The following is a 22,877-nucleotide window of genomic DNA, read 5'->3' as shown; positions in this document are numbered from 1 at the left end:
CAGTCTTTATATCGACGATCTTTATATAGGGATACGCGACGAGTCCCGCAAGAGTTCCTGCGAGTGAACTTCCGCTAGCTGCGGCCCTGAAGTACTCCAGCCGCGAGCGTCGCGGCACGGGTCGCCGCGTTGACTGCGCGCCCGAATTCCTTAGCCGAGTGTGCGTCTCGCGCAACGTTCAGAAGGCGGAAGGCTTGTCGAAGCGCCTTCACCTCTTCTTCTGTCGGTGCGTCTCCAACGGCGACTCGAGCCGAACGGAAGAGTCGGCTCGCCTCTGCGATCCACTTCCGGGCTACGTAGTTTGGTGAGAGATGCCGGATCGCCTCAGCGGTGCCAAGCGCGTGGTGAAGTGCGACCACAGCCTCACCTTCGCCCAACTTTGTCTCACCGAGAGTAATGCGGGCACCGATGCGCTCGAGATATGCCGTGATACGTGCAGGGACCTCGCGGTCTGCGAGCCGGTCATTGATGCGTGCTAGGCCTGCGGCAGAGCCTGCGAGGGCCTCTGACACTGCACCGGCGCCGAGGGAGGAAACGACCCCCTGGAGAGTCCGGCGGTAACTCGCTTGGTTCAGCCGCCGTGCTGCTTCTTCTGCCCCTGCTGTAGCGGAGTCTTCCGCAGCGACGGCTAGGCGCCTCGCCTGGCGAAAGAACCGCACTGCTTCTTCATGTCCGCCGTCGCTCGCTTGAATCGCTTTGCGAGACGCCCGGATCAGCGCGCCCAGGTGGGGCAGCCTGACATCGGCTGCTTCCGCAACTTGCTCGGCGAATTGCGCGACGATTTGGTCGTCGATCGCCTCGAGCGTGGGCGCGGTGGCATCCGAACAGGCACCGACGAAAAGTAGGGTGGGGGCGAGTATGAAGAGGCGTTTGATCATGGGAGAAGGTTACGAGATAGGCCGCGTCTTTGGCAACAACCTTACGGACCAGAGGCCGGAGTTGGTATCGCTGAAGAAGACGTGACCCTTGAACGGCTGCGTGCCCCACACCATGGTCGCGTTAGGTGTATATCCAACGGGGGAGGCGGACTTGAAGACTGCGATCTCACGGCCCTGGGTATAGAGGTTCCCCATGAGTTCACCGCTGACGTCGACGACTCGGACCCCGCCCTCGTAGTACGCCTGGTACAGCTTGTCGTCCTCGACCCACAGGTTGTGTGTCCCGAACTCAGGGACCTCGTAGCGCGCGACCATCTCAGGGTTTTCCGGATCTGTGAAGTCGACGATCTGGATGTAGCCACGGGTCACCAGCGGGATCCCGCCCGTCCCGTCCGTCGGGTCGTACTGGCGCTGGTATGAACCCATGGAGCCGGGATATCCGGCCCAGGCGAGGCCGCGACGGTTCATGATCTCGTCACCCAAGAAGAGGTACGTCTTTCCGGTGGATTCCGAGTAATAGGGGAAGGTCGCGTGGGTCCTGCCCGACGGCGTCGCATAAGAGTTCACGAACACCGGGTTGTTCGGAGACCCCCCCCAACGGCCATTGCCCACGTCTACCACAACGACGCCGGTGCCCCATTCGGACGAATACGCGAGTCCGTCGTTGACCCATACATCGTGGAGTCGGCTGTCAGGATGGTTGTATTCCGACAGGTACTTGGGAGCGTAGATATCCGTCATATCGATGATGACGTACTTGTCGCCACCCGCGAGTGCGAAGAGCAGGTCGTCTTGCGCGTACATGTTGTGAACCCCGCCCGTGATGCCCTCATCAAAGATCGAGGCAACGGTGGGGTTCGTCGGGTCGGCCATGTCGAGAATCACGAATCCGTCACGGCGGTTGGTGGCGCCCTCACGAGAAATGACCGCGTACCGACCGTCTGGTGACGCCTTCACGTCGTTGATGGTGCGGGCGTCCACCTGGACCGAGTCGTACTTCATGATCGCGGCCGGATTGGTCACATCGTAGAAGAAGGCGAACCCTCCAGAGAGTTTCGAACCCGTGATGGCGTAGTCACGGCCGTCTACACCTTCGAACACCCAGATGTCCGTCGTGCGATACCAGTCTTCGAGCCCGTGTCCCACGACCTCTACCTCTTGAACCACGTCGCGAGGGTTGGCTTCGAACGTAGCGCGTGCTTGGAGCGATCCGACCGTGGCACTCACGGTGTGAATTCCCGGGACGTCAGCCACAAATGCGCTGCCATGCATCTGCCCGGTCGCGGACACGCCCAACATGCCGGCGGTCGCCGTGTATCCGTGGGACCAAGCCACGGGGGCATCCTCGACCACGGATCCGTTGGCGTCGCGGACCACTACCTCGAAGCGAATCACATCGCCCGTCCGGGTGGGCTCGTCGGGAGCACCCATGAGTTCGATCTCGACCCCGGGGAAGGCCTCGACCTCGTGGGCCACAGAAGAGGAGACGCCTTCGAAATCAGCGGTGATCGTCACACGACCTACACTGTGGGCCGTGACATTTCCGAATCGGTCGACCGTCGCTACCGCGGGGTTCGAGGTCTCCCATGAGATCTGCGGGTCCGGCCGCGTTGAACCATCCGCATGGTGCACCGACGCCGAGTGCGTCACAGTCGTTCCGTCATAGAGCGTCGCGGCCGGCACGACCTGGACGCTGCTTGGCAGAGGCCACGTGACGACCAACGGCACACGGATCGTGAGTGGCGCGACCTCAGAGTTTGCCTCGACGACCATCGTGACAACGATTTCGTACTCGCCCGGCTCAAGACCGGTGACCACGCCGTCTTCGATGTCTACCGCGTCCCGCGGCCCCGTGACACGCAACGGCACGTGGATCGTCGTGCCGCTCGCGTCTACAGCCTGCACTGTGAACGGGACCTGATCCCCAGCGGCAACGGTGACTGTGGCGCTGCTAGGGACGAGTCGTGTGACCTGATCGGCGGTTTGTTGGGCCGCCAGTGGGGAATACACGAGTACGAGAGACGCGACGAACGCTTGGGCGATGCTACGATACATGAGTTTTCCTACCTTCGGGTTCGCTAGTTGGCCTCTCCGACGATGGCAATGTGGCCCCCGGTGGGACTCACCGCGAGACGACTGATCGCGATTCTCTGATCCGCGAAGTCGGCGACTTCTTGCCAGCCGTCCGAGTCTGCGGTCCATGCGAACAACTTGGTCTCGTTGCCCTGCAGCAGGACGCCGGCCGGTGTCCATGCATGGAAGTCACCACCGTCCACTGCGTCGACGATCGACTCCACCGTTCCAGTCATCGGATCGAGCCTCATGATGGTGCTCGAACCATCCTCGTGTCGCTGCACGAAGCTGAGGTCGGCCGAGCCCGGGATTAAGTGGATGGAACGACCGACGGACTCGGCGATTGTCTCCACCGCTCCCGTGTTCACGTTCCCCATGCGAAGGGTCGCGGGGCTGCCCAGCACGAACATCACCAGCGTTTGATCGTCCGCCCATTTGTGGTAACCGACCGGTGCGAGCTCCGGAAGAAGCACCTCACCGTTGGAGCCGTCGGCGTCGAGCCGCCACAGGCGCTGCAACGAGTCGGCTTCTACTCGGATCACAGAAAGACCCGATCCGTCGGGGAGCGGGGTCGCCGAGTATTCGCTCTCGGGATTGGTCGACGTGATTTGTGCGACCGTTTCCGGCTCCATGTCATACCGGTAGATGTCGGCCTGACCGGTATGGTCATCCACAACCGTATACCAGAAGCCAGAGCCATCCGGCGTGAAGTAGGGCTGATTGTCGTAACCGGCTCGATTGGTGGCGTTGTCGAGCGCCCCCATCTCCGGCATCCCTTGGGCATCCACTGAGAGTGTAGCCAAGAACACATCCGTTCCGGGTGGAAGGGTCGGACCGGCCGCGACCGTGGGCTCAGCTTCTTCTCCACCAGCGCATGCGGCCACAACAACCGCCAGCGCCAGGACGCCCCACTTTTGGTAGTTCATCAACCGCCTCCCAGCGATACAATCAGAGATGCGCAACTGCCCGGGGCTCCGCGGCTTCCGAGCGTGAGGCTCAGGAAGCGAGGCATGAACCCGTCCATTTCCACGGCTCCAGCACCCAGTGCACCACTTTCTGCAAGTTCGTAGAGATCACGCTCGCCCCTCACGCGCACCAACGCCTCGCGCGCGTCGTCAGACCATTCGTCGTAGGTCTCGTCCGGACCGAACACCATTTTGTGAAGGTTGATGCACGGTGCCAGCATGTTGAACGTCGCGAAGTACTCCCAGCGAAGTCCGCGCAGCGCGTCTTCTGCCTGAATCAGATCTGGGACTCCCTGTAATAACGAATGAATGTCCTCGGGAATCACGCCGGCACGGGCCTTCTTCGCGGCACTCAGCGCAGCTTCTCTCGCCCATTCGAGGGCGTCCCCGTCACGATCCCGACCGACGCGGTGGTAGTACGCCGTCAAGGCGTCGCCCCCCATATTCACAAGAACCACGCCCATGAGGTTGTCGATGAGCGTCGGGCCCTGATCGATGAGTAGGAATCCGGTCGAAATCAGCTCTTCAAGGGTGTGCTCTGCCGCGTCATAATCTCCATCTGCCACCTCGACGGCAGCCTTGGATATCTGCGCGAGCCCGGCAGTGCGGTACGCCTGGAAGCGCGGCCAGGGCAGGTCCTGGAAGGTCATCGTGTCAGGGAAGGGCAGCACCCAACGACCACTCACGATGTCCACGAGCGCAGCACGAGCCAGTGTGTGGAATTCCGCGTGCGCAGGATGGGCAGCAGCCTGACGCATGGCAGCTTTTTCCTCGTCGGTAAAGTCGTCCAGACGTCGGGTCATGAGGTCTGAGGCGACGGTCTCCGAGAACGCATCAGGGAAGAAGTCGGTCGGGAACCAACCGGTCTCGTATGTGGAACTAGGAGCGTTCTCCCACGCTTCTGGTGTCCCTCCTCCCACGAAGGCGATGCTGTGCAGTGCCTCTCCGGCAACGGAGGGAGTGATCGACGGATCGGGATCGACCTGATTGCGCCGAAGGACTTCGGTCCCGCCGGCCATTTCCTGAACCGATAGGAAGGCCGGGACGGCGATCTGCGCGAGTATCGGACCGATGGATGTCGTTATCGCAAGCGTCATCGTGGGCACGAAGGCACCCATGAATAGTAGGACGACGACGGTCGCGCCCACGCGGAACTTGGCACCTTCACCCTTGGGCCCTGAACCTAGGACAACAGCGTCTCCGGCCTGATCAAGCGCCTGACCCCATGAAGCGCTCTCCCTCGCGACCCGGTCGGCCCCTTCTTGCGCGTTCCAGGACTGTCGTGCGGTGCGCACCGTGCCAGCCTGCATGAGCAGAATCGCCGATCCAGTCACGAACATGAAGCCGGTCGGGCCCAACGTCATGAGCCAAATCCCGGACGGCGTGACAAAGCCACGAGCCGCCAACATCACGGAGAGACCAAACCCCACCACGAACCAAAGCGCGGCTGCGAGAACGAGCCCTGCGCCTCGCAGGCGTGCTCCCACTACCGCCGCACGCCGGCCCGAATCGATAAGACCGAAGTGCCGCTTGCCCTGAATCAAGAAACCCGCGTCGCGCGATAGGTCCGTGACCACCTCTGCGATGGTCATCGTTCCGTACCCGAGGTCGGCCGCCTGACCTGCCGCCCTCATGACGCCGAAAAACGTCCCGAACGCAAACAGAATGATGATGCCGCCCAGGACCGCAATGCCTAAGCCGACTCGCCAGTTGCCTTCAAACGGGCCGAGGCTGTAAAACGGTTGCTCGACGGCGAGCGCCCACAACAGCGGCAGCACGAGAATCACACTTCCGGTCCAACTGATGCCGATGGCTCTCCACAGCTTGCCCTGCAGGGGTTCCAAGCCCGGAGGGGGCCAAGAAAGTGGGCGTGGTGCGGCCTGGAAGGCTGCGGGTTGGGCCTCGTCGTTACTCATGGGTGCTTCTCTAAGAATTGGGCGGAGCGACACGAAGTCTGGATCCGGTATGCCGCAAGATGGGCGTTCAGGACAGGCCGGCGAAACCCCTTTCGAAGCCTTATGTCACAGTGAGGCCCACAGAAGCGTTCCAATATGAAGACGGCGATGACAAACGGAGGGATCAGGTGAATAGACATTGGATGGTGGGGGGGTTGTACATGGCAACGGTCTCGGAATTTCGAGCGTGCACCGTGAGCAGAGCTACGCGTCGGGCGAAGGCATGGCGTGGCATGGCCTTCGTCGCGGTGGCACTCCTCGCCGCGGCCTGCTCGAACACAGGACCGATCACCGGCATCGACGACTTGGCCGATGCGGTCTCGTTATGGAACGACCTGGGCCCGAACAGCTACGCTTTCGCGATCGAGCGGCAGTGCTTCTGCTCTTCCGAGGCTCGCGGTCCCGTACGGATCACGGTGATCAACGGCCAAATCGTCGCTCAGATCTATGTGGACTCGGGCGCATCGGTCACGGGAGACGCTCGGGGTTGGTTCCCGGACGTGGACGGTCTGTTCGACGTGCTTCGCGATGCCATGAACGAGGGAGCCCACGAGATCCGCGTGACCTACAATCCCGTCAACGGTGTGCCCATCGATTTTTGGATCGACTATTCGGAAAACATGGCAGATGAAGAACTTGGCTTCATCGTGACGGAATCGGTGCAGCCGGCTTTCGCCAGATAGGGAGCTGCGAGACGGGTCTCGACTTCGCGGGAACGCGTCGAATCGGGATGCGATTGTCTGAGGATGCGGCGGCAGGGGAGCTCAATCCAGGCTCGAATGCCGTCTTCATTCGCCGATTCGGCAGAGAAGTCGAACCAGGCCCCGACGGCGGCTGATTCCGGCGTCGGCTAGAAACACCTTCATCCTTGCCGTAGGCGACCTATATTGGTGGCCCGGCCATTAAGCCGGTCCGTCGTGCTTTCAGCGTGGAGATCCGTTGAACCGAACGCCCATGCGGCGCCTGGCCACCGTCACTATTCCAGCTCCCGACCTACGACCGGACGCCTTCCTCAGGCACGCGTCCGGCGAAGCTCGTGGCTTCTGGGCGCGCGGGCATCACTGGGTCGCCCACCGTGGTGTGGCGGTGGAGCTACGTGCCCCGGATGGCGACGCCGGAGATCGGTTTGACCTGGTCGCGAATCAGGCCAGGGAAATATCAATGGCGCCGGTGCTGCCGGCCGGAGCGGCGAGGGCCCCGCGGATCCGGTTTTACGGAGGGTTTTCCTTTCGGGCGGACCACAAGCCGGAAGGCGTCTGGGAGTCCTTCCCGTCTTCGCTTTTCCACGTGCCGCTCTTCGAGCTGGAAGGTGACGCCAGTGGCGACGCCTGGCTGACGGCTCGGGCCATCGTGGAAAAGGGCGAAGAAGAGGACGTCTTCGTTCGACTCAGGCACCGAGCCGAGGCACTACGTGCGGAGTTGGCCAGCATGGCGGAGACTTCGCCGCCTCGCCGCGCGCAGGTGATTGGGAGGCGGATCGACACCGACCGCAGGAATTGGGAAGGCGCTGTAGACAAGTGTCTTGCCGCGGTCCGGGCGGGTCGGGTGGCGAAGGTCGTCTTGGCCCGCATCCGCGACGTCGATCTGGATGATGCCGTCGATGTGGTCGATGTTGTGGCGCACCTGTGGGAGGCGAACCGCGGCAGCCATGTCTTCATGTTCGAGCCCGAGCCGGGTGCTGCCCTCGTCGGCGCGGCTCCCGAGACTGTGGCGACGCTCCGTAATGGCGTTTTCCATGCGACTGCCGTGGCCGGATCGATCCGGCGTGGAGCATCGCTTCGGGAACAGGCCGAGCTCGCTGCCACATTACTGGCGTCTGAAAAAGACCGAGTGGAGCAGCGGATCGCGCTCGACGACATGGTCAGTCGGCTGGAGACGGTGAGCCGTCAGATCCGGACCGACCCACAGCCCCATGTGCTGACTCTAGCTCGTATTCAACACTTAGAGACCGAAATCAGAGCCAGTGTCCCCGGAGATGTCGGCGTTCTCGACTTGCTCAGGCTTCTTCACCCGACCCCCGCCGTGTGCGGGTTGCCCCGTGATGCCGCCATGGAAGTGCTTGCCGAGGAGGAACCCTTCGAGCGTGGCTGGTATGCGGGTCCCGTGGGTTGGTTCGATGCAGAAGAGAACGGAATTTTCGCCCCTGCTTTGCGCACGGGTGTCTCGGTAGGAGGAAGCTGGCGGTTATTCGCCGGGGCTGGGATCGTCGAGGGCTCCGTTCCAGCGCTCGAGTGGGGCGAGACTGCCATCAAGTTTGAGCCGATGCTCGGAGCGCTGGAAGAGAGTGGGGTGGTGCTGGAGCAGAGCGACGAAGCAGCTGGCCTGAGCGGAGCTATCGGGTCTTTCAAACATGAATAGCGGCGTTACGACAACGAGCTGGGTCAGCGCCTTTTGCGACGAACTTGCGCGCTGTGGCGTCCGCGAGGTCGTCGTTGCTCCGGGCTCTCGGTCGACCCCGTTGGTCATGGCGTTCGCCGGCGACGATCGGTTCAAGTGTCGAGTCCATCTCGATGAGCGCTCCGGAGCTTTCTTCGCATTGGGCGTCGGCAAGGCTACGGGATGTCCGGCGGTCATCGTGACCACTTCGGGTACCGCGACAGCCAATGTGTTTCCGGCGGTCATCGAAGCGTCGGGTAGCGAGACCCCGCTCTTGGTACTGACGGCGGATCGGCCGCATCATCTGCGTGACTCTGACGCAAACCAAGCGATCGACCAGATCCGGCTGTTCGGCCCTTTTGTGCGCGACTTCTTCGAGGTGGCGCCGCCTGTGGCGAGCGAGCCCGCGTTCAGTCACCTGCGCGGCCTCGCCGCACGTGCCGTCGCCACGGCTTCCAGTGACTGGAAAGGACCGGTCCACCTGAATTTCCCATTCGACAAGCCGCTCGAACCGACTCGTGCCATGGATGCTTCTATGGTGGTTCAGGGTCGTCCGGACGAGGCGCCCTTCGTACGGATCGATTCAGGACGACGAGAGGCGTCTCCCGAGGCGATCGAGTCGCTAGTCGGAGCACTCGACACGCCGCGGGGTGTGATCATCGCAGGGCCAACGCGCGGATGCGCTCGGCTCAGATCAGCAGTCCTTGCATTGGCGGACGTGACGGGTTTTCCGGTCCTGGCGGATCCGCTCTCGGGTGTCCGGTATGGTCCGGCATCAGACGCGCATGTCGTCGCGGGGTACGACCTGTTCCTGCGAGACGAGGACGTCCGCAGGATTGTCAGTCCTTCCCTGATCGTGCGCGTCGGGGCGTCACCCACATCTGTTGCTCTGCAGAAGTGGATGGCCCAGCACAACGGAGTCCGCCACGTCGTTGTCGACGGGGGTGGTCGCTGGAAGGACCATGGGGCCGGTGCGACGGACTACATCCACGCCGATGCCGCGGATACGCTCGACGCGGTCGCAGAATTGGTTGATCGCAGCGCCGAAGACACATGGAGCAACTCTTGGCGAGTCGCAGAAGCGACGACGCTCGCGGCACAGGCGGCGGACCAAGGCCCGCAACACGAAGGCGACATCGCGGGGGTCCTCAGTGCGATGCTCCCCGAGGGCGCCTGCCTGTTCGTGTCTTCCTCCATGCCGGTTCGGGATCTCGACGCGTTCGGGCACCCAAGACAGCAAGCGCTCCACGTCTTGGGGAATCGAGGGGCAAGCGGCATCGACGGGGTGGTGTCTACCGCCTTTGGTGTTGCTGCTGCGTCTGAGCGCCCCACGGTATGCCTTATTGGCGATGTGGCGTTCTTCCACGACCAGAATGGCCTGCTGTGGAGTCGTGAAGACGACGCCCCGGTGGTGTTCGTGCTCGTGGACAATGACGGCGGCGGGATCTTTCACATGCTCCCGATTGCGGACCACGAGCCTGATTTCACTCGCTTCTTCGCCACGCCGCACGGTCTGGACTTTCAACACGCGGCTGCGATGCACAACATTCCCTTCCGTGACTGCGATATCGAAGCGCTCGACGAGGCGGTCGGACAAGCGCTTGACTCAGCCGGCAGCTGTGTGATTCGCGTAAGGACGGAACGCGCCGAGAGCACCAAGCGACGCCGCGACGTTGCAGACGCGGTCCAACGCGCCGTCCGCGAGGCGCTTGGCTCAGCCCAACAAACACTCAACCCAATACGACTCGATGAGTAAGCCCGACTGGAAAGAGGTCAAGCAGTACGAGGACATCACCTTTCATAAATCGAATGGTGTGGCTCGTATCGCGTTTAATCGTCCTGAGGTGCGGAACGCGTTCCGTCCGGACACGCTTCTGGAGATGCAGGAGGCCTTCAAGGACGCCGGGGAAGACCCCGAGATCGGGGTGGTGCTTCTCACTGGGAATGGTCCGTCCGAAGACGGAAAGTGGGCGTTCTGCGCTGGTGGTGATCAAAAAGTGCGCGGCGCCGGAGGATATGTGGGGAAGAGCGGAGTGCCCCGCCTGAACGTCCTGGAACTCCAGCGTTACATGCGCTCGATGCCCAAGCCGGTCATCGCGCTTGTCGCCGGATACGCGATTGGCGGCGGACACGTCCTCCACATCGTGAGCGACCTGACTCTTGCTGCAGACAACGCGGTATTCGGGCAAACGGGCCCCATCGTCGGCTCGTTCGACGGAGGTTTTGGCTCGTCCTATTTGGCGCGTATGGTTGGGCAGAAACGGGCTCGCGAGATCTGGTACCTCTGCCGTCAGTACTCCGCGGACGAGGCGTACGAGATGGGCATGGTCAACAAGGTCGTGCCGCTCGATGACCTCGAGGCCGAGGGATGGAAGTGGGCCCAGGAAATCCTGGACATGAGCCCACTCGCCATCCGACTGTTGAAGAGCGCCTTCAATGCCGACCTAGATGGCCAGGCAGGGATCCAGGAGTTGGCAGGCAACGCGACTCTGCTCTACTACATGACTGAACAGGGCAGCGAGGGAAAACGAGCGTATCTAGAGAAGCGCAAGCCGAACTTCCGGCAGTATCCTTGGTTGCCTTGGTAGACGCGCCTGATCGGTCGATGCGTATCGTGCGGTCGTTAGGGGCACTCGTCGTTGTCGCCCTGGTAGGCGTCAGCGGGTGCGCGACATCTGCGTCCGATCCGTTGCGGGGTCCCATGCCTGAGCTGACACAGGCACCCGATTCGTTCGTCGCTGAAGTCGTGACGAGCGAGGGCGCGTTCGAGATCACCATGATTCGCGCATGGTCCCCGTTGGCCGTAGACCGAGCGCATTTTCTCATGGCGAACGACTACTACGCGGGCGCGCGCTTCTACCGCGTGGAGCCGGGCTTTGTCGTGCAATGGGGCTTCTCCGGAGATCCAGCCCTCGATTCGATTTGGCACCCCAATGGGGTGGCCGATGAGCCGGTTGTGGAGAGCAACGCGAGGGGGACGGTCACCTTCGCTCGCAGTGGCCCGGAGACTCGGTCCATCCAAATGTTCGTGAATCTCGCTGACAACGCGCGCTTGGACGCCTACGCGTCCTCCGGCGTGGTCGGCTTTCCGCCTGTCGGTCGCATCGATACTGGCGTCGAAGTCGTGGACGGGATCTACTCGGCGTATCGTCCGAGTCCGCCGCGGCAGGACTCGATCCGCGCAGTAGGGAATGCCTATCTGCAGAGGCACTTTCCGCAGCTGGACTCAATCGTGAGCACGCGGGTTGTGCGGTGGTGGAACTGATCGACATCTCTCCAGTTCAGGCCTGGATACTCGCGGCGCGACCCAAAACGCTGACTGCTGCTCTTGCACCTGTCGTGACCGGAACGGGTCTGGCCGCGTTCCATGGAGTGTTTGCGCCGCTTCCGGCGTTGGCCGCGCTCATCGGCGCGGTTTTTATCCAAATCGGGACGAACTTCGCGAACGACTATTACGACTTCGTACGCGGCGGTGACACGGACGCGCGGGTGGGGCCCATTCGGGTGACGCAGGCAGGAATTCTTCCGCCTGCGACGGTGAAGCGAGGGATGTACGCCGTTCTCGGAGCGGCGCTGTTTGTGGGAGTCTATCTGGTGTGGGTGGCCGGCTGGCCCATCGTTTGGATCGGACTAAGCTCGGTGGCGTGTGCGGTGTTATACACGGGCGGGCCGTTTCCGCTGGCGTACCACGGGCTCGGCGACGTCTTCGTGTTTGTCTTTTTCGGGCTTGTGGCCGTGAGCGGGACCTTTTTCGTTCAGGGTCTCTATTGGCCACCCGACGTTTGGATTGCTGGTGCCGCGCTTGGCACTCTGAACACCGCGATCTTGGTGGTGAACAATTTGCGCGATGTCGATACCGACACCTTAGCCGGCAAGCGGACGCTCGCGGTCCGCTTGGGAGCTACGGGTACCAAGATCCAGTACGTCTTGATGTTGCTCGTCGCCGTCGTGGTGCCCGTGATCGGGTGGCGTGTGTATGAATGGCCGTTGGCCACGCTCGCCGCTTTGCTTGTCGCGCCTCTGGCCGTCGCGCCCTTGAAGAAGGTGTTGGGCTTTGCGGATCCGCGAGAGCTGCTTCCTGCCCTGGGCGAGACGGCACGGATCGTAGCGATTTATGGCGTGCTTCTCGGAGCGGGGCTCGCGTTCGGCTGATGGCGACGGACGTCCTTCAGGCAGTTCTGGACAGGGGAGCGGACCCGGAGAGTCTCGCGCTGGTGTCGCCGGATACCGGTTGGACCCTAGCAGGTCTCCAGGTCGCAGCTCGCCAGAAAGCCACCGAATTGAAGGGGTTGACCGAACAGGGCCAAGTGTTTCCGCTGGTGGTTCACCAAGACGCCGACTCGGTGATCGACATACTGGCGTTGTGGCAGTTGGGGGTGACCCCTGCGCCGCTGAATCCCAAATTGACCCCGGCAGAGCTTGCTGCGGCCAAGGCAGGACTCTCTGGCGTGCGTTCCAAGGCACAGGCGATCGTGTGGACCTCGGGCACGGCGGGTCACCCCCGTGGGGTCGAAGTATCGTTTGCGGGGCTGTCGGCTAATGCCGAAGCATCTGCCGCTCGGTTGCTGCTCACGGATGACGACGTGTGGGCTGCGTCACTCTCATTCGCGCACGTGGGCGGCTTGGCGTTGCTCGTCCGGGCCCTGCTGCTCGGGAGCGACCTTGTTGTCCTGGGTGCGTTCGACGCTCGGCGTTTAGACGAGGCCCTCGAGGGGAGAGGACTGCCCCTTGGATACAACCGGCCGGTCACACACGTGTCGTTGGTGCCCATTCAACTGAAGAAGCTCCTGGACCAACGGGGAGATGAACCGGCCCCAGAGACGGCTCGGTGTGTTCTGACAGGGGGAGCTCACGCGCCAACGGCACTCGTGGGCCGCGCCGGCCGCCTCGGTTGGCCGATCGCCCTCACGTATGGAATGACCGAGATGACGTCTCAGGTGGCAACGGCGGCCCCGGCGCTCACCCGACTCAAGCCAGGAACGGTGGGCGCGCCTCTGAACGGTACAGAACTACACATCGCACCGGACGACGAGATCATGGTTCGTGGGGCCACGCTGGCAGAGCGGTACGTGGGAGCAGATGAGGAGCGCATCCTCGGCGACGATGGCTGGTACCACACGGGCGACCTAGGGCGGATCGACGAGGATGGACACCTATGGGTCACAGGCCGCCGGGGGGAGAGGATCATCTCAGGAGGTGTGACCGTTGATGCGATTGAAGTTGAAGAGGTTCTACGTGCCCACCCCGCGGTGGTGGACGCTGTGGTGGCCGCGATTCCGGACGACGAGTGGGGTGAGATCGTTGGTGCCTTCGTCGTTGGCGTCGAGGGAGAATTCGACCTCGATGCAGTGGACGAGCATGCCAGGTCGGCGCTGAGCGATGCGAAGCGGCCCCGTCGTTGGCTGATCGATCACGAGCTCCCGCTCAATGCCAACGGGAAGGTGGATCGTTTGTTGGTGGCTGCGCTCCTGCGCGACGCCGAGGCCTAGGGTGAGGTCGAACACAACAAGGAAACGGCTGCGAGCATGGACCAGATCCAGGGGTTGGTGACCGGTCCGGAACAGGAACGGCCCACACCCGACAGCCTCTATTTCTTGCGGCGATCTCCTTGCTGTGGGAATCCGATGGAGATGCCGAATCTGAATGTCAGCAGGTTCGCTTCGGACACGTTCGGGAAGAGCGAGATGCTCCCGTCCGGGTGATCGACGATGTCGCCCTTGGTTAGGAACTCCGTCACTCCGTTCTCGTGACGTTCTACTCCGAAGTCGAGCGACACCGGCTTGTGGCCGTTCGCGATTCGCACTCTGAGTCCGCCCCCGGCGCGCCAGGCGAATATGACGTCGGCGAGATGTGTCGTGCTGAAGCTGTCGCCGTACTCGTCATCACCGAATGAGGAGCTCGTGAAGAATGTCGACAGACCCATCGTGGCGAACGCATAGGGTTCGACCGCGCCACGGGCCAAGACGATTTCCGGACCCATGCCCGCGAAGGCGATGTTGTTCGTGGTGGTGAGGTCCTCGTTGATCCGGCACCCAAAAGGGAGGGCATGGCAGAAGCGCTGGCGCTCGAGTCCATACACGAGTAAGCCCCCGTCCACTTTGAGGCGCACGTAGCCGTCTTCGTCTATCGGGAAGGCGAAACCGATCTGCGCCCCGAAAGCCTGATCGAAGAAGTAGCCGAGTTCTCCTTTGGCGTCCGCCACCAGAAAGCTGAAGTCGAAGTGGCCAGCAGGCTGCGTATGTATCCTGCGCTGCGCGCTTGCCTCGACTGCCGTCGAAAAGAGCCCGACAACCAGCATCATCCCCAACACCGCACGGCGTCTCATGATCTTCTCCCCTAGTGAGTTCGTTGGGGCCAAAGAGAGCATAAGGTGTGCCCGACTGCGCCGAGAGGTGTAAGTAGCTTGGTTACAACGAGTTAGCGTGTCTTGGGCGGCGGATTATTTCCGCTCGGGAGGGGCCTGTCGTCCCACTGAGGTGACATCCGAAGGGGACACAAAACAGCCCCGAGGCGACTGATTCGCCCCGGGGCTGTGCCTGCGCGGAACGCTGTTCTAGCGTTCGATCTTCTTCGCCGTCGCCCAAAACTGTTCGGGGCTTTCGCGTGGATCGAGCTCCGAGATATAGAGCGTCGCCGAGATCATCTCGTCCGCATACGTGCCGACCCAGATGTCGTAGAGACCGTCCGGAGCTTTCGGGATCTCGAGGATCGGGTCGCCGTCTCCGTAACTGTCATCGTCACAACGCCAGTCTGAGTTGGGCATGTTCACCAGGAGCGTCGTGTCGTCGCCCGCGATCACGTAGATGTACAGCGTAGAGCCGGAGCCATCCCAATAGAGGTCGACGTCAGGATCGTCTGCGACCTCACCGTAGCTGCAGCTTCCCTTGTCCACCGAAATCGAACCGCCAGCGGTGAGATCCATCTCCCATGGATCTGGAGTAAAACCGGCGTCTAAGGAGACGTCGCCGTAGGTCGGATCGCCTCCGGGGTCTTGCGCGGCTGCCTCGGTTGTGGCCACCGCAAAGAAGCCCAACAGGGCAAATGCGAGGATGCGATGCATGGAAATCTTCTCCGAATTAGGGGGATGGCAGGAGCCAATCATGACCTGCTCTCTCATTCGAACTTGCAAAAGTCGCACCAAGAATGAAAGGCCTGGGGGTCCCCCCGGGTTAACGCCCTCTGGCGGCCGTCCATTGGTTGGCTGAGCTCGAGGCCACTTTGCCCATCCATTTTGCAGCAACCATGGACACACTGACCTCAGTTTCCGTCGGAGCACGGTCTGTGATCCTGGCGTCCCTCGCCGTCTTTGCTTGGGTTGCGGTTCTCCTTGCCGCAGTGGGTAGGTGGGAAAGTGTGTCCCGATCTGTTGCGGACCGGAATCGCGAACTTGGCCTCCGGACGGCGTCGGGGGAAGGGTGCTCGCCTCCGGAATGCTCGAGTCCATTTTGTGGAGTACGGCGCCGTGGGACCCACTCACATACGGCGTTGGTGCCGTCCTTCTCATGGCCATCCTCATGCTGGCGAGCTACGTGTGGGCGCGTCGTGCGGTTCGGGTCGATACCGCTGAGGCGCTCAGGGCCGAATAGGTTTTACGGGACACCCTTGCTGCGATGAGGGCGCCCCGCCCATGTTCGCCTGACATGGACCAACCCAAACGACCTTCCCACTTCGTCCCGCGTACCCGCGAGGGCTGGATCGCGACGATCGCTTTTCTGGCGATCTTCCTACTCGCGATGCCTCCCGTCACGCATACGGTGCTCAATCGTGTCGAGCCGACAATCCTGGGACTCCCGTTTCTGTACGTCGCCTTACTCGTCATCTATACGGCGCTGATTGGGGTGCTCATCTGGGCACTTAGGAAGGGCGTCTGATGAGGGAGACGGCCTAGTGGAATCTTGGGTCGTGGCTACAGGATTGATCGTCCTGTACCTGTTGTTCACCATCGTTCTCGGGGTCGTCGCGAATAGGCGGCTGAGCGGGGACATGGAGGATTTCCTCCTCTACGGCCGCAAAGCCGGGTTCGTCGTCCTGTATCTGACCGTGGTCGCGTCGTTCCATTCGGCGTTCGCGTTCCTAGGGTCCGGCGGCTTCTTCTACACGCACGGAGTCGGCTTTTGGGCTGCCGGTACGTGGACGCTCTTGGTGGGTGCGATCACCTATGTGATCGGCGCTCGCATCTGGGCGCTAGGCAAAGCCTTCGGCTACATCACACCGGCTGACATGCTTGCCGACTTCTATGAGTCGGAGGCGGTCCGGGTCACCGTAGCCGTCGTCTCGGTGCTCTTCACTATTCTGTACATCCAAGTCCAGGCGCAGGGGCTCGGGTACATCATCAATATCGCGACCGATGGCAGGGTGTCCCTCAACCTCGGTACGCTGATCCTGTTGGTCGTGGCGGCGTTCTACTTAATGGCTGGTGGATTGCGGGCGGTCTACTGGACGGATGTACTCCAGGGCATCTGGATGTACGTCGCGGTTTGGGTGGGCGCGATCGTGCTCTCGTACGAACTGTTTGGCGGTCCGCTCCAGCTTTGGCAGGCCGTGATGACGGAACGGCCAGACCTCACAACGCTCCCGGGACCTAAGGGCTTCTTCTCGCCGGGCATGTGGGTGGGCATGTCGATCATGCTCTCGTTCGGCATCGTGTTCCAACCGCACATGCTGATCCGTTACTACACAGCAGTGGACGCTAAGACGATCAAGTTGTTGGGCGCGACCACGCCCATCTATCTCATGACGCTCTACCTCCCGGCGGCGCTTGTCGGCCTGGGCGGTGCGATCGTCATGCCAGGGCTCGAGGGCGCGGCGGCAGATCGGATCTTTCCGGAGCTGCTCTTCCAATACGCCTCCCCGTGGTTGACCGGGGCGATTCTTGCGGGGGCCACCGCAGCGGCGATGTCGACTCTCGACTCGATCTTGCATGCGAACATGACCGTCCTCACACGGGACATTTACCAGCGGTACGTAGCGCCTGACCGGAGTCAGGCGCATTACGTGACTGTTGGGCGCGTGATCATCGTGGCACTGCTGGTCGTCGGCTACTTCCTGACCGTGACCACTGCGGACTTCCTCGTGGTGCTCGTCACGTTGTCCGGTGCTGGTGCGCTTCAGCTCATGCCCGCGATTCTGGGGGTTTGTTTCCCGGGAGGGCGCACGCTCACACGCGTGGGCGTCGTGGCAGGGATCATTGCCGGGATGGTCACGCTGTACATCACGCTTTGGGTGTCACCGCACCCCATGGGAATGCACGGGGGTCTTTGGGGACTCCTGGTGAACACGGCAGTTGCGATGAACGTCTCGGCGTTCACCGAGGCGCCGTCACCTGAGACCATTGAACGCGTCCACGGTGAAGTGGAGCGGTTCGTATACGGAGACGGGAAATGAAGACGATCTCGAAGAAGGTGCGTCAGCAGCTGATCGCAGTGTTGTTGTTTGCAATCACTGCTGTGCCGGCGTCGGCTCAGCTCCAACAGTCCCCAGCTCCGCCGCAGGTGGGACCGGAGAACGGGTCCTTGGTCATCGTGGGCGGTGCCATGCGCTCGCCGGAGATCTTCCAGCGGTTTATCCAACTCGCTGGCGGGCCGGGTGCGCACATCGTGATGATTCCAACGGCCGGTGGTGCGGAGGAATACGACAAGTACTACCAAGGACTCAACGCGTGGCGAGAGAATGGCGCACACAACCTGACTGTTCTCCACACCACGGATCCTGCCGTCGCAGATTCGGACGAATTCGTCGCTCCGCTCAAGACCGCGGATGCCGTGTTCTTCTTTGGCGGACGGCAGTGGCGCCTCGTGGACGCGTATGGCGGGACACAAACCGAGCGTGAGATCCGTGCGGTCCTGGATCGTGGTGGCGTGATCGGGGGTTCGTCCGCTGGCGCGTCTATTCAAGGTTCGTATCTCGTTCGGGGCGACACCCGAACGAGCGAGATCATGATGGGCGACCACGAGGAAGGTTTCGGATACCTACGCAACGTAGGCATTGACCAGCACGTCCTGGCCCGCAACAGGCAGTTCGACATCATTGAGCTCATCGAGGCCCGTCCGGAACTGCTCGGTATCGGAATCGACGAGAACACAGCGATCATCGTACAGGGCGACAACTTCCAGGTTATCGGAGCGTCACAGGTATTGATCTACGACAACCAGATGACGACCGGCGACAACGGGAAGTTTTACTTCATGAAGTCGGGCGACCGCTTCAACCTGGCGACTCGTCAGTGGACGCGCGGAGCGCAGACACTGCGCCCGGGGCCGGGCGTCGAAAAGAAACCCTGGGGGAACTGAGTTAGCCTGACATGGAGACCTTCCTCACACTGAATGAGTGGCTGCTCGGGCTTGCCACCGGCTTTTCGTTCTTCGTCGAGTTCGCTCTGGTAAACCAGAATTGGGCGGCGGCGAGCAAGGTCGCCATCGGGATCCTGACCGGAATCGTCTTCATTTTGGTTGGTTCGGGGCTGTGGGTCACTGAGAACCGTGGCGAGGGATTTCTCAAGTTGTTTGCGCGGGCATTGAGCCTGGGAGGGAAGGAGTCCGGTGATCTCGTGAAGTCTCTGGCGCAGCCCACCGGTGCCAAGGAGCTGATCAAGGTCTTCGAAGCGATGGCGTCCTTGGACAAACACATCGTCGCCCGTGAGATCGAGATGATCGAGGAGTTCGCGGCGCGGTGGCGGGTCGAGCCGCCTTCGTTGAAGGAAGGGGAGCTAAGATGTGCCCGGTGATGTTGTCATGCTGCGCTTCAGCGCCGAGGATTATCTCGCGATCAAGCCGCCGGCGGAGCAGGCTGAGGAGCTGCTCGATGTCCTCCACCTCGTTGTCCAAGCGGATTCAAAGGTCTCGCCGGAAGAGGAAGTCGTCCTGGAAGAGCTGACGGGGATGATTACTCAGTATGTGACGGGCGAGGTCGGCGAGCACGAGATGTTGGAGATCGTGATCGTACCTCAGAGTGATGATCAGCTATACGCTGTGGAGTCCAGCCTTCCGGGCGTTGTCGCAAAGGAAGCGAGGGGCGGCATGGTCTTTTCTGCTGGACGGTTCTTTTCAACGCGGTACGCTGAGGCTGTGTGGGACAAATACATCCCGCTCGGCCTCTTTACAGCGAGGGTAGACGGATGATGAGGTCCTTGAAGCCAAGTCGGGCGGGAATGATGATGGGCGCGCTTTTGCTCGCGGCCTGCGAGGGCCCGCCCGAGCACATCGCCGTCGAGGAGGAGGAACACACTGCATCCGTGCAGGGCTTTCACGACGCCCGCGTGGCCGAGCTCGAAGCCCCCGACTCATGGCTGGCTCTGATTGCGCTTCATTGGCTGGAAGAAGGCGAGACGACCGTCGGCTCTGACCCGTCCAGCGACCTGGTATTGCCCGAAGGGAAGGCCGCACCGTTCGTAGGTACGGCCGTCGTGCAGGACGATGTGCTGACCTTCGTGGTTGCGGAGGGAGTGACCGTTACCCAGGGCGTAGACTCGACGCTCAACCTCCCGGCCGGCTCCGGAGCCTTCCCACCTGACATCTCGGGAGATCCCGTCGTCACTTCGGCGGAAATGGGCTCGGCAGGTCCTGGGAAGTCCAAGGTGCTTCGTAATGGGGACATCAACTGGATCCAAGTGCGCAGAAACGGCCAGTTCGCGCTTCGGGTTCGGGATAACAGCAATGCAGTGTACGAAGCCTTTACCGGCATCGATCGTTATCCGATCACCAGGGACTGGCGGGTCACGGCTCAGTGGGTTCCCCATAAGAAGACCGTTGCCGTGCCTAACGTGGTCGGCACCGTGTCAGAGCGGGAGTCTCCCGCGCACGTGGCGTTTTGGCTTGATGGGGAAAAGCACACGCTCGACGTTACGGGAGATCCGGACGCCGAGCGCTTCATGCTCGTCTTCGCCGACGAGACCAGTGGATCCACGAGCTACGGCGGCGGCCGCTACGTCTGGGTGTCGGCGCCGGACGAGGCAGGCAGAACTGTTCTGGACTTCAACTTGGCGTATAACCCTCCGTGCGTATGGACGCCGTTCGCGACTTGCCCGCTGCCGTCTCGGGACAACCGGTTGGCTACAGCCGTCGAAGCGGGTGAAATGGAATGGAAGCGCTAGCCATGGCCGACTCAAACGACCCCTCTGCACGTCCGTCCGTTACCGATCCGGAAACCCAGGAGCGCCACGCTGAGTATTGGCGGCGTAATCTCCGTTACCTCGCCGGACTCCTGGTCGTGTGGTTCGTGGCCTCGTTCGGCTTTGGGATCGTCCTCGCGGAGCCTCTGAACAACTTCACGATCCCGGGCACGGGCTTCCCGCTTGGCTTCTGGTTCGCCCAACAGGGGTCCATCTACGTCTTCGTTGTCTTGATCTTCGTCTACGTGAAGATCATGAACGACTTGGATGTCGAGTTCGGTGTAGATGAAGGGGGTGAAGCATGACGGTTCAGTCCTGGACCTTCTTGCTGGTCGCCGCATCGTTCGCGCTCTACATCGGGATCGCCATCTGGACGCGTGCGGGCTCGACGAAGGAGTTCTATGTCGCAGGTGGTGGGGTGTCGCCGCTCGCGAACGGCATGGCCACGGCCGCTGACTGGATGAGTGCAGCTTCCTTCATTTCGATGGCGGGCTTGATCTCGTTCATGGGGTACGACGGCTCGGTATACCTCATGGGGTGGACCGGTGGATACGTGCTTTTGGCGCTTCTGCTCGCTCCGTACCTGAGGAAGTTCGGTGCATTCACCGTGCCGGACTTCGTAGGCGATCGATACTACTCGCAGACCGCGCGCATCGTGGCGGTGATCTGCGCCATTTTCGTCTCGTTCACCTATGTGTCGGGGCAAATGCGAGGCGTCGGAATCGTCTTTTCGCGTTTCTTGGAAGTGGACGTGGAAGTCGGGGTGTACATCGGTATGGCCATCGTCTTCTTCTATGCCGTGCTCGGGGGCATGAAGGGGATCACGTACACGCAGGTGGCTCAGTACTGTGTGCTGATCTTTGCCTACATGGTTCCGGCGATCTACTTGTCGATAATGATCACCGGGAACCCGATCCCGCAGCTGGGCTTCGGTGGCGTCGATCCCGAGACTGGGGTGGCGTTACTGGAGGGACTGAACGGACTCCATGAACAGCTTGGGTTCGCGGCTTATACCTCGGGGACCAAGTCGACGCTGGACGTATTCTTCATTACGGCTGCGCTTATGGTGGGGACCGCAGGCCTCCCGCACGTGATTATCCGATTCTACACCGTGCCGAGGGTGAGGGACGCTCGAATCTCGGTCGGGTGGGCGCTGATCTTCATTGCCTTGCTCTACACCACGGCACCCGCTATCGCGGTATTCGCCCGAACCAATCTTCTCCACAGCGTGTCTGAGCTCCCTTACTCAGAGGCGCCTGCTTGGTTCACAAATTGGGAGGCAACGGGGCTGCTGGCGCACAACGATCTGAACGGTGACGGGCTGATTCAGTACACCGGCCCGGACTCTCCGATTGCTAACGAACTCACCGTGGACCGCGATATCATGGTGCTCGCGAACCCGGAAATCTCAGGCCTGCCTCCTTGGGTAGTCGGCCTCGTAGCTGCGGGTGGCTTGGCCGCTGCTTTGTCGACCGCGGCCGGGCTCCTACTCGTCGTGTCCTCTGCGGTCAGTCACGATCTCCTTAAGCGATCGTTATGGCCTGAAATCACCGAACGAAACGAGTTGATCGCGGCACGACTCGCGGCCGGAGCCGCCGTCGTGGTCGCTGGCTACTTAGGGATTCATCCGCCCGGCTTCGTCGCAGAAGTTGTGGCGTTCGCCTTCGGATTGGCGGCCTCCTCGTTCTTCCCAGTCATCATCCTGGGAATCTTCTCGAAGCGCACCACTCGTGAAGGAGCGATCCTGGGTATGGTAGTCGGGATCACCTTCACAGCAGCGTACATCGTCTGGTTCAAGTTCGTGCATCCTGAGATGAACTCTGCGGAGCATTGGTGGTTCGGCATCAGTCCGGAGGGCATCGGTACACTGGGCATGCTCCTTAACTTTGCGGTGACGATCGTCGTGTCGAGGTTCACACCGGCACCGCCCGCCGAAGTGCAGGCGTTGGTGGACTCAATTCGTGTGCCGCGAGGTGCCGGCGAGGCACACGAGATCAGCGCATAGGTGTGAGCGTCTTGAAGGTGTGGGTGGCGGTCGTTCTGGTAGTAGCTCTTTCCGCGTGCGCGGCGGACGAGCCTGAGCCCGAGTCGTTCGTGGATCAGGACACCAACGAGCAAAAGTTGGACGTGCTCGTCGAGCCATTCGAAGAGTTGGTGTTGCATCCTGATTCGGTCGACCAGCCGCTCGAAGGGACTGAATGGGTCCTCGAGTCGATTTTCGGCCAGCCCGTACCTGTGGGGTCACAGGCTACCCTGAGCTTCGACCGAGAAGTGGAGAGGGTCGACGGGCACACAGGCTGCAACGCGTTCACGGGGGTGTATGAACTGATGGGGACACGATTGCAGCTCAGCGGCTTCGGGCTGACCCGCCTCGCGTGCCCGTCGGGCTTTGACCGAGTCGAAGTGGATCTCCTCGAGGCGTTCCGAACGACCGGGTCGTTCAGGGTTGGACGAGACGTCCTAGAACTGATGTCGGAGACGGGCTCGGTCGCGAGTTACATCGCTCGGAACGAAGAGTGAGGCG

At 61.8% G+C, this 22,877-nt stretch carries 23 protein-coding genes; 17 read left to right on the top strand and 6 right to left on the bottom strand.

Going from position 1 to position 22,877, the window contains the following annotated elements; genetic code table 11:
• Positions 1 to 74 precede the first annotated feature (74 nt).
• Genes P8L30_13435 through P8L30_13420 form a run of 4 tightly spaced genes read right to left on the bottom strand, consistent with a single transcriptional unit; the run spans position 75 to position 5,832 of the window.
• Complete coding sequence (locus P8L30_13435) at positions 75 to 878, bottom strand: hypothetical protein (GenBank protein ID MDG2241199.1); 804 nt, start codon at positions 876 to 878, stop codon at positions 75 to 77.
• Between the two features lie 9 nt (positions 879 to 887).
• Positions 888 to 2,933: an Ig-like domain-containing protein gene (locus P8L30_13430; protein ID MDG2241198.1), complete on the bottom strand. Its 2,046-nt coding sequence runs from the start codon at positions 2,931 to 2,933 to the stop codon at positions 888 to 890.
• A 23-nt stretch (positions 2,934 to 2,956) separates the two neighbouring features.
• Positions 2,957 to 3,877, bottom strand: coding sequence for a hypothetical protein (locus P8L30_13425; protein ID MDG2241197.1), 921 nt, complete (start codon positions 3,875 to 3,877; stop codon positions 2,957 to 2,959).
• Positions 3,877 to 5,832 (bottom strand): hypothetical protein, encoded by a 1,956-nt coding sequence (locus tag P8L30_13420; GenBank protein MDG2241196.1) that lies wholly within the window; start codon positions 5,830 to 5,832, stop codon positions 3,877 to 3,879. The genes P8L30_13425 and P8L30_13420 overlap by 1 nt, the downstream gene beginning before the upstream one ends.
• Before the next feature lie 167 nt (positions 5,833 to 5,999).
• Between P8L30_13420 and P8L30_13415 the strand changes: the two genes are divergently transcribed.
• The 7 genes from P8L30_13415 (at position 6,000) to P8L30_13385 (ending at position 13,736) form a co-directional block, all read left to right on the top strand.
• On the top strand, positions 6,000 to 6,554 hold the full coding sequence (locus P8L30_13415; GenBank protein ID MDG2241195.1) for a DUF6174 domain-containing protein: 555 nt from the start codon (positions 6,000 to 6,002) through the stop codon (positions 6,552 to 6,554).
• Between the two features lie 256 nt (positions 6,555 to 6,810).
• Positions 6,811 to 8,229 (top strand): isochorismate synthase, encoded by a 1,419-nt coding sequence (locus P8L30_13410; GenBank protein MDG2241194.1) that lies wholly within the window; start codon positions 6,811 to 6,813, stop codon positions 8,227 to 8,229.
• On the top strand, positions 8,222 to 10,003 hold the full coding sequence (gene menD, locus P8L30_13405; protein ID MDG2241193.1) for a 2-succinyl-5-enolpyruvyl-6-hydroxy-3-cyclohexene-1-carboxylic-acid synthase: 1,782 nt from the start codon (positions 8,222 to 8,224) through the stop codon (positions 10,001 to 10,003). Before P8L30_13410 ends, menD begins: the two co-directional genes overlap by 8 nt.
• Positions 9,996 to 10,835, top strand: a complete 840-nt coding sequence (gene menB, locus P8L30_13400) for a 1,4-dihydroxy-2-naphthoyl-CoA synthase (protein ID MDG2241192.1) — start codon at positions 9,996 to 9,998, stop codon at positions 10,833 to 10,835. Before menD ends, menB begins: the two co-directional genes overlap by 8 nt.
• A gap of 113 nt (positions 10,836 to 10,948) precedes the next feature.
• Entirely contained in the window at positions 10,949 to 11,512 is a 564-nt protein-coding gene (locus tag P8L30_13395) for a peptidylprolyl isomerase (GenBank protein MDG2241191.1), read from the top strand.
• The gene (locus P8L30_13390; GenBank protein ID MDG2241190.1) at positions 11,503 to 12,399 is read left to right on the top strand and encodes a 1,4-dihydroxy-2-naphthoate polyprenyltransferase; all 897 of its coding nucleotides are present in this window, start codon (positions 11,503 to 11,505) and stop codon (positions 12,397 to 12,399) included. Before P8L30_13395 ends, P8L30_13390 begins: the two co-directional genes overlap by 10 nt.
• Positions 12,399 to 13,736, top strand: a complete 1,338-nt coding sequence (locus P8L30_13385; GenBank protein MDG2241189.1) for an AMP-binding protein — start codon at positions 12,399 to 12,401, stop codon at positions 13,734 to 13,736. The genes P8L30_13390 and P8L30_13385 overlap by 1 nt, the downstream gene beginning before the upstream one ends.
• A gap of 98 nt (positions 13,737 to 13,834) precedes the next feature.
• Here the strand turns inward: P8L30_13385 and P8L30_13380 are convergent, their stop codons facing one another.
• Together P8L30_13380 and P8L30_13375 are read right to left on the bottom strand one after the other, a co-directional pair.
• On the bottom strand, positions 13,835 to 14,572 hold the full coding sequence (locus P8L30_13380) for a hypothetical protein (GenBank protein ID MDG2241188.1): 738 nt from the start codon (positions 14,570 to 14,572) through the stop codon (positions 13,835 to 13,837).
• A 228-nt stretch (positions 14,573 to 14,800) separates the two neighbouring features.
• Positions 14,801 to 15,307 carry a hypothetical protein gene (locus P8L30_13375; protein ID MDG2241187.1) on the bottom strand — a complete coding sequence of 169 codons (507 nt, stop codon included), beginning with the start codon at positions 15,305 to 15,307 and terminating at the stop codon, positions 14,801 to 14,803.
• 370 nt (positions 15,308 to 15,677) lie between these two features.
• Between P8L30_13375 and P8L30_13370 the strand changes: the two genes are divergently transcribed.
• Genes P8L30_13370 through P8L30_13325 form a run of 10 tightly spaced genes read left to right on the top strand, consistent with a single transcriptional unit; the run spans position 15,678 to position 22,873 of the window.
• A complete protein-coding gene (locus P8L30_13370; GenBank protein ID MDG2241186.1) occupies positions 15,678 to 15,833 on the top strand; it encodes a hypothetical protein in 156 nt (51 codons plus the stop codon).
• A gap of 54 nt (positions 15,834 to 15,887) precedes the next feature.
• Positions 15,888 to 16,118 (top strand): hypothetical protein, encoded by a 231-nt coding sequence (locus tag P8L30_13365; protein MDG2241185.1) that lies wholly within the window; start codon positions 15,888 to 15,890, stop codon positions 16,116 to 16,118.
• A 16-nt stretch (positions 16,119 to 16,134) separates the two neighbouring features.
• Positions 16,135 to 17,631, top strand: a complete 1,497-nt coding sequence (locus P8L30_13360) for a sodium:solute symporter family protein (GenBank protein ID MDG2241184.1) — start codon at positions 16,135 to 16,137, stop codon at positions 17,629 to 17,631.
• The gene (locus P8L30_13355) at positions 17,628 to 18,536 is read left to right on the top strand and encodes a cyanophycinase (GenBank protein ID MDG2241183.1); all 909 of its coding nucleotides are present in this window, start codon (positions 17,628 to 17,630) and stop codon (positions 18,534 to 18,536) included. The genes P8L30_13360 and P8L30_13355 overlap by 4 nt, the downstream gene beginning before the upstream one ends.
• An 11-nt stretch (positions 18,537 to 18,547) precedes the next feature.
• A complete protein-coding gene (locus P8L30_13350) occupies positions 18,548 to 18,970 on the top strand; it encodes a hypothetical protein (protein ID MDG2241182.1) in 423 nt (140 codons plus the stop codon).
• The gene (locus tag P8L30_13345; GenBank protein ID MDG2241181.1) at positions 18,960 to 19,364 is read left to right on the top strand and encodes a hypothetical protein; all 405 of its coding nucleotides are present in this window, start codon (positions 18,960 to 18,962) and stop codon (positions 19,362 to 19,364) included. The genes P8L30_13350 and P8L30_13345 overlap by 11 nt, the downstream gene beginning before the upstream one ends.
• Positions 19,365 to 19,372: 8 nt before the next feature.
• Positions 19,373 to 20,335 carry a DUF1684 domain-containing protein gene (locus tag P8L30_13340; GenBank protein ID MDG2241180.1) on the top strand — a complete coding sequence of 321 codons (963 nt, stop codon included), beginning with the start codon at positions 19,373 to 19,375 and terminating at the stop codon, positions 20,333 to 20,335.
• Positions 20,336 to 20,337: 2 nt separating this feature from the next.
• Entirely contained in the window at positions 20,338 to 20,658 is a 321-nt protein-coding gene (locus P8L30_13335) for a DUF4212 domain-containing protein (GenBank protein ID MDG2241179.1), read from the top strand.
• Complete coding sequence (locus P8L30_13330) at positions 20,655 to 22,358, top strand: cation acetate symporter (protein ID MDG2241178.1); 1,704 nt, start codon at positions 20,655 to 20,657, stop codon at positions 22,356 to 22,358. Before P8L30_13335 ends, P8L30_13330 begins: the two co-directional genes overlap by 4 nt.
• 2 nt (positions 22,359 to 22,360) lie before the next feature.
• Complete coding sequence (locus P8L30_13325; GenBank protein ID MDG2241177.1) at positions 22,361 to 22,873, top strand: META domain-containing protein; 513 nt, start codon at positions 22,361 to 22,363, stop codon at positions 22,871 to 22,873.
• Positions 22,874 to 22,877: the final 4 nt, after the last annotated feature.

Source organism: Longimicrobiales bacterium, assembly GCA_029245345.1.
Lineage (GTDB): Bacteria > Gemmatimonadota > Gemmatimonadetes > Longimicrobiales > Gaopeijiaceae > CALFPJ01.
Note: the sequence above shows the minus strand (reverse complement) of the source record. Positions and strands in the feature narration are given on the sequence as shown.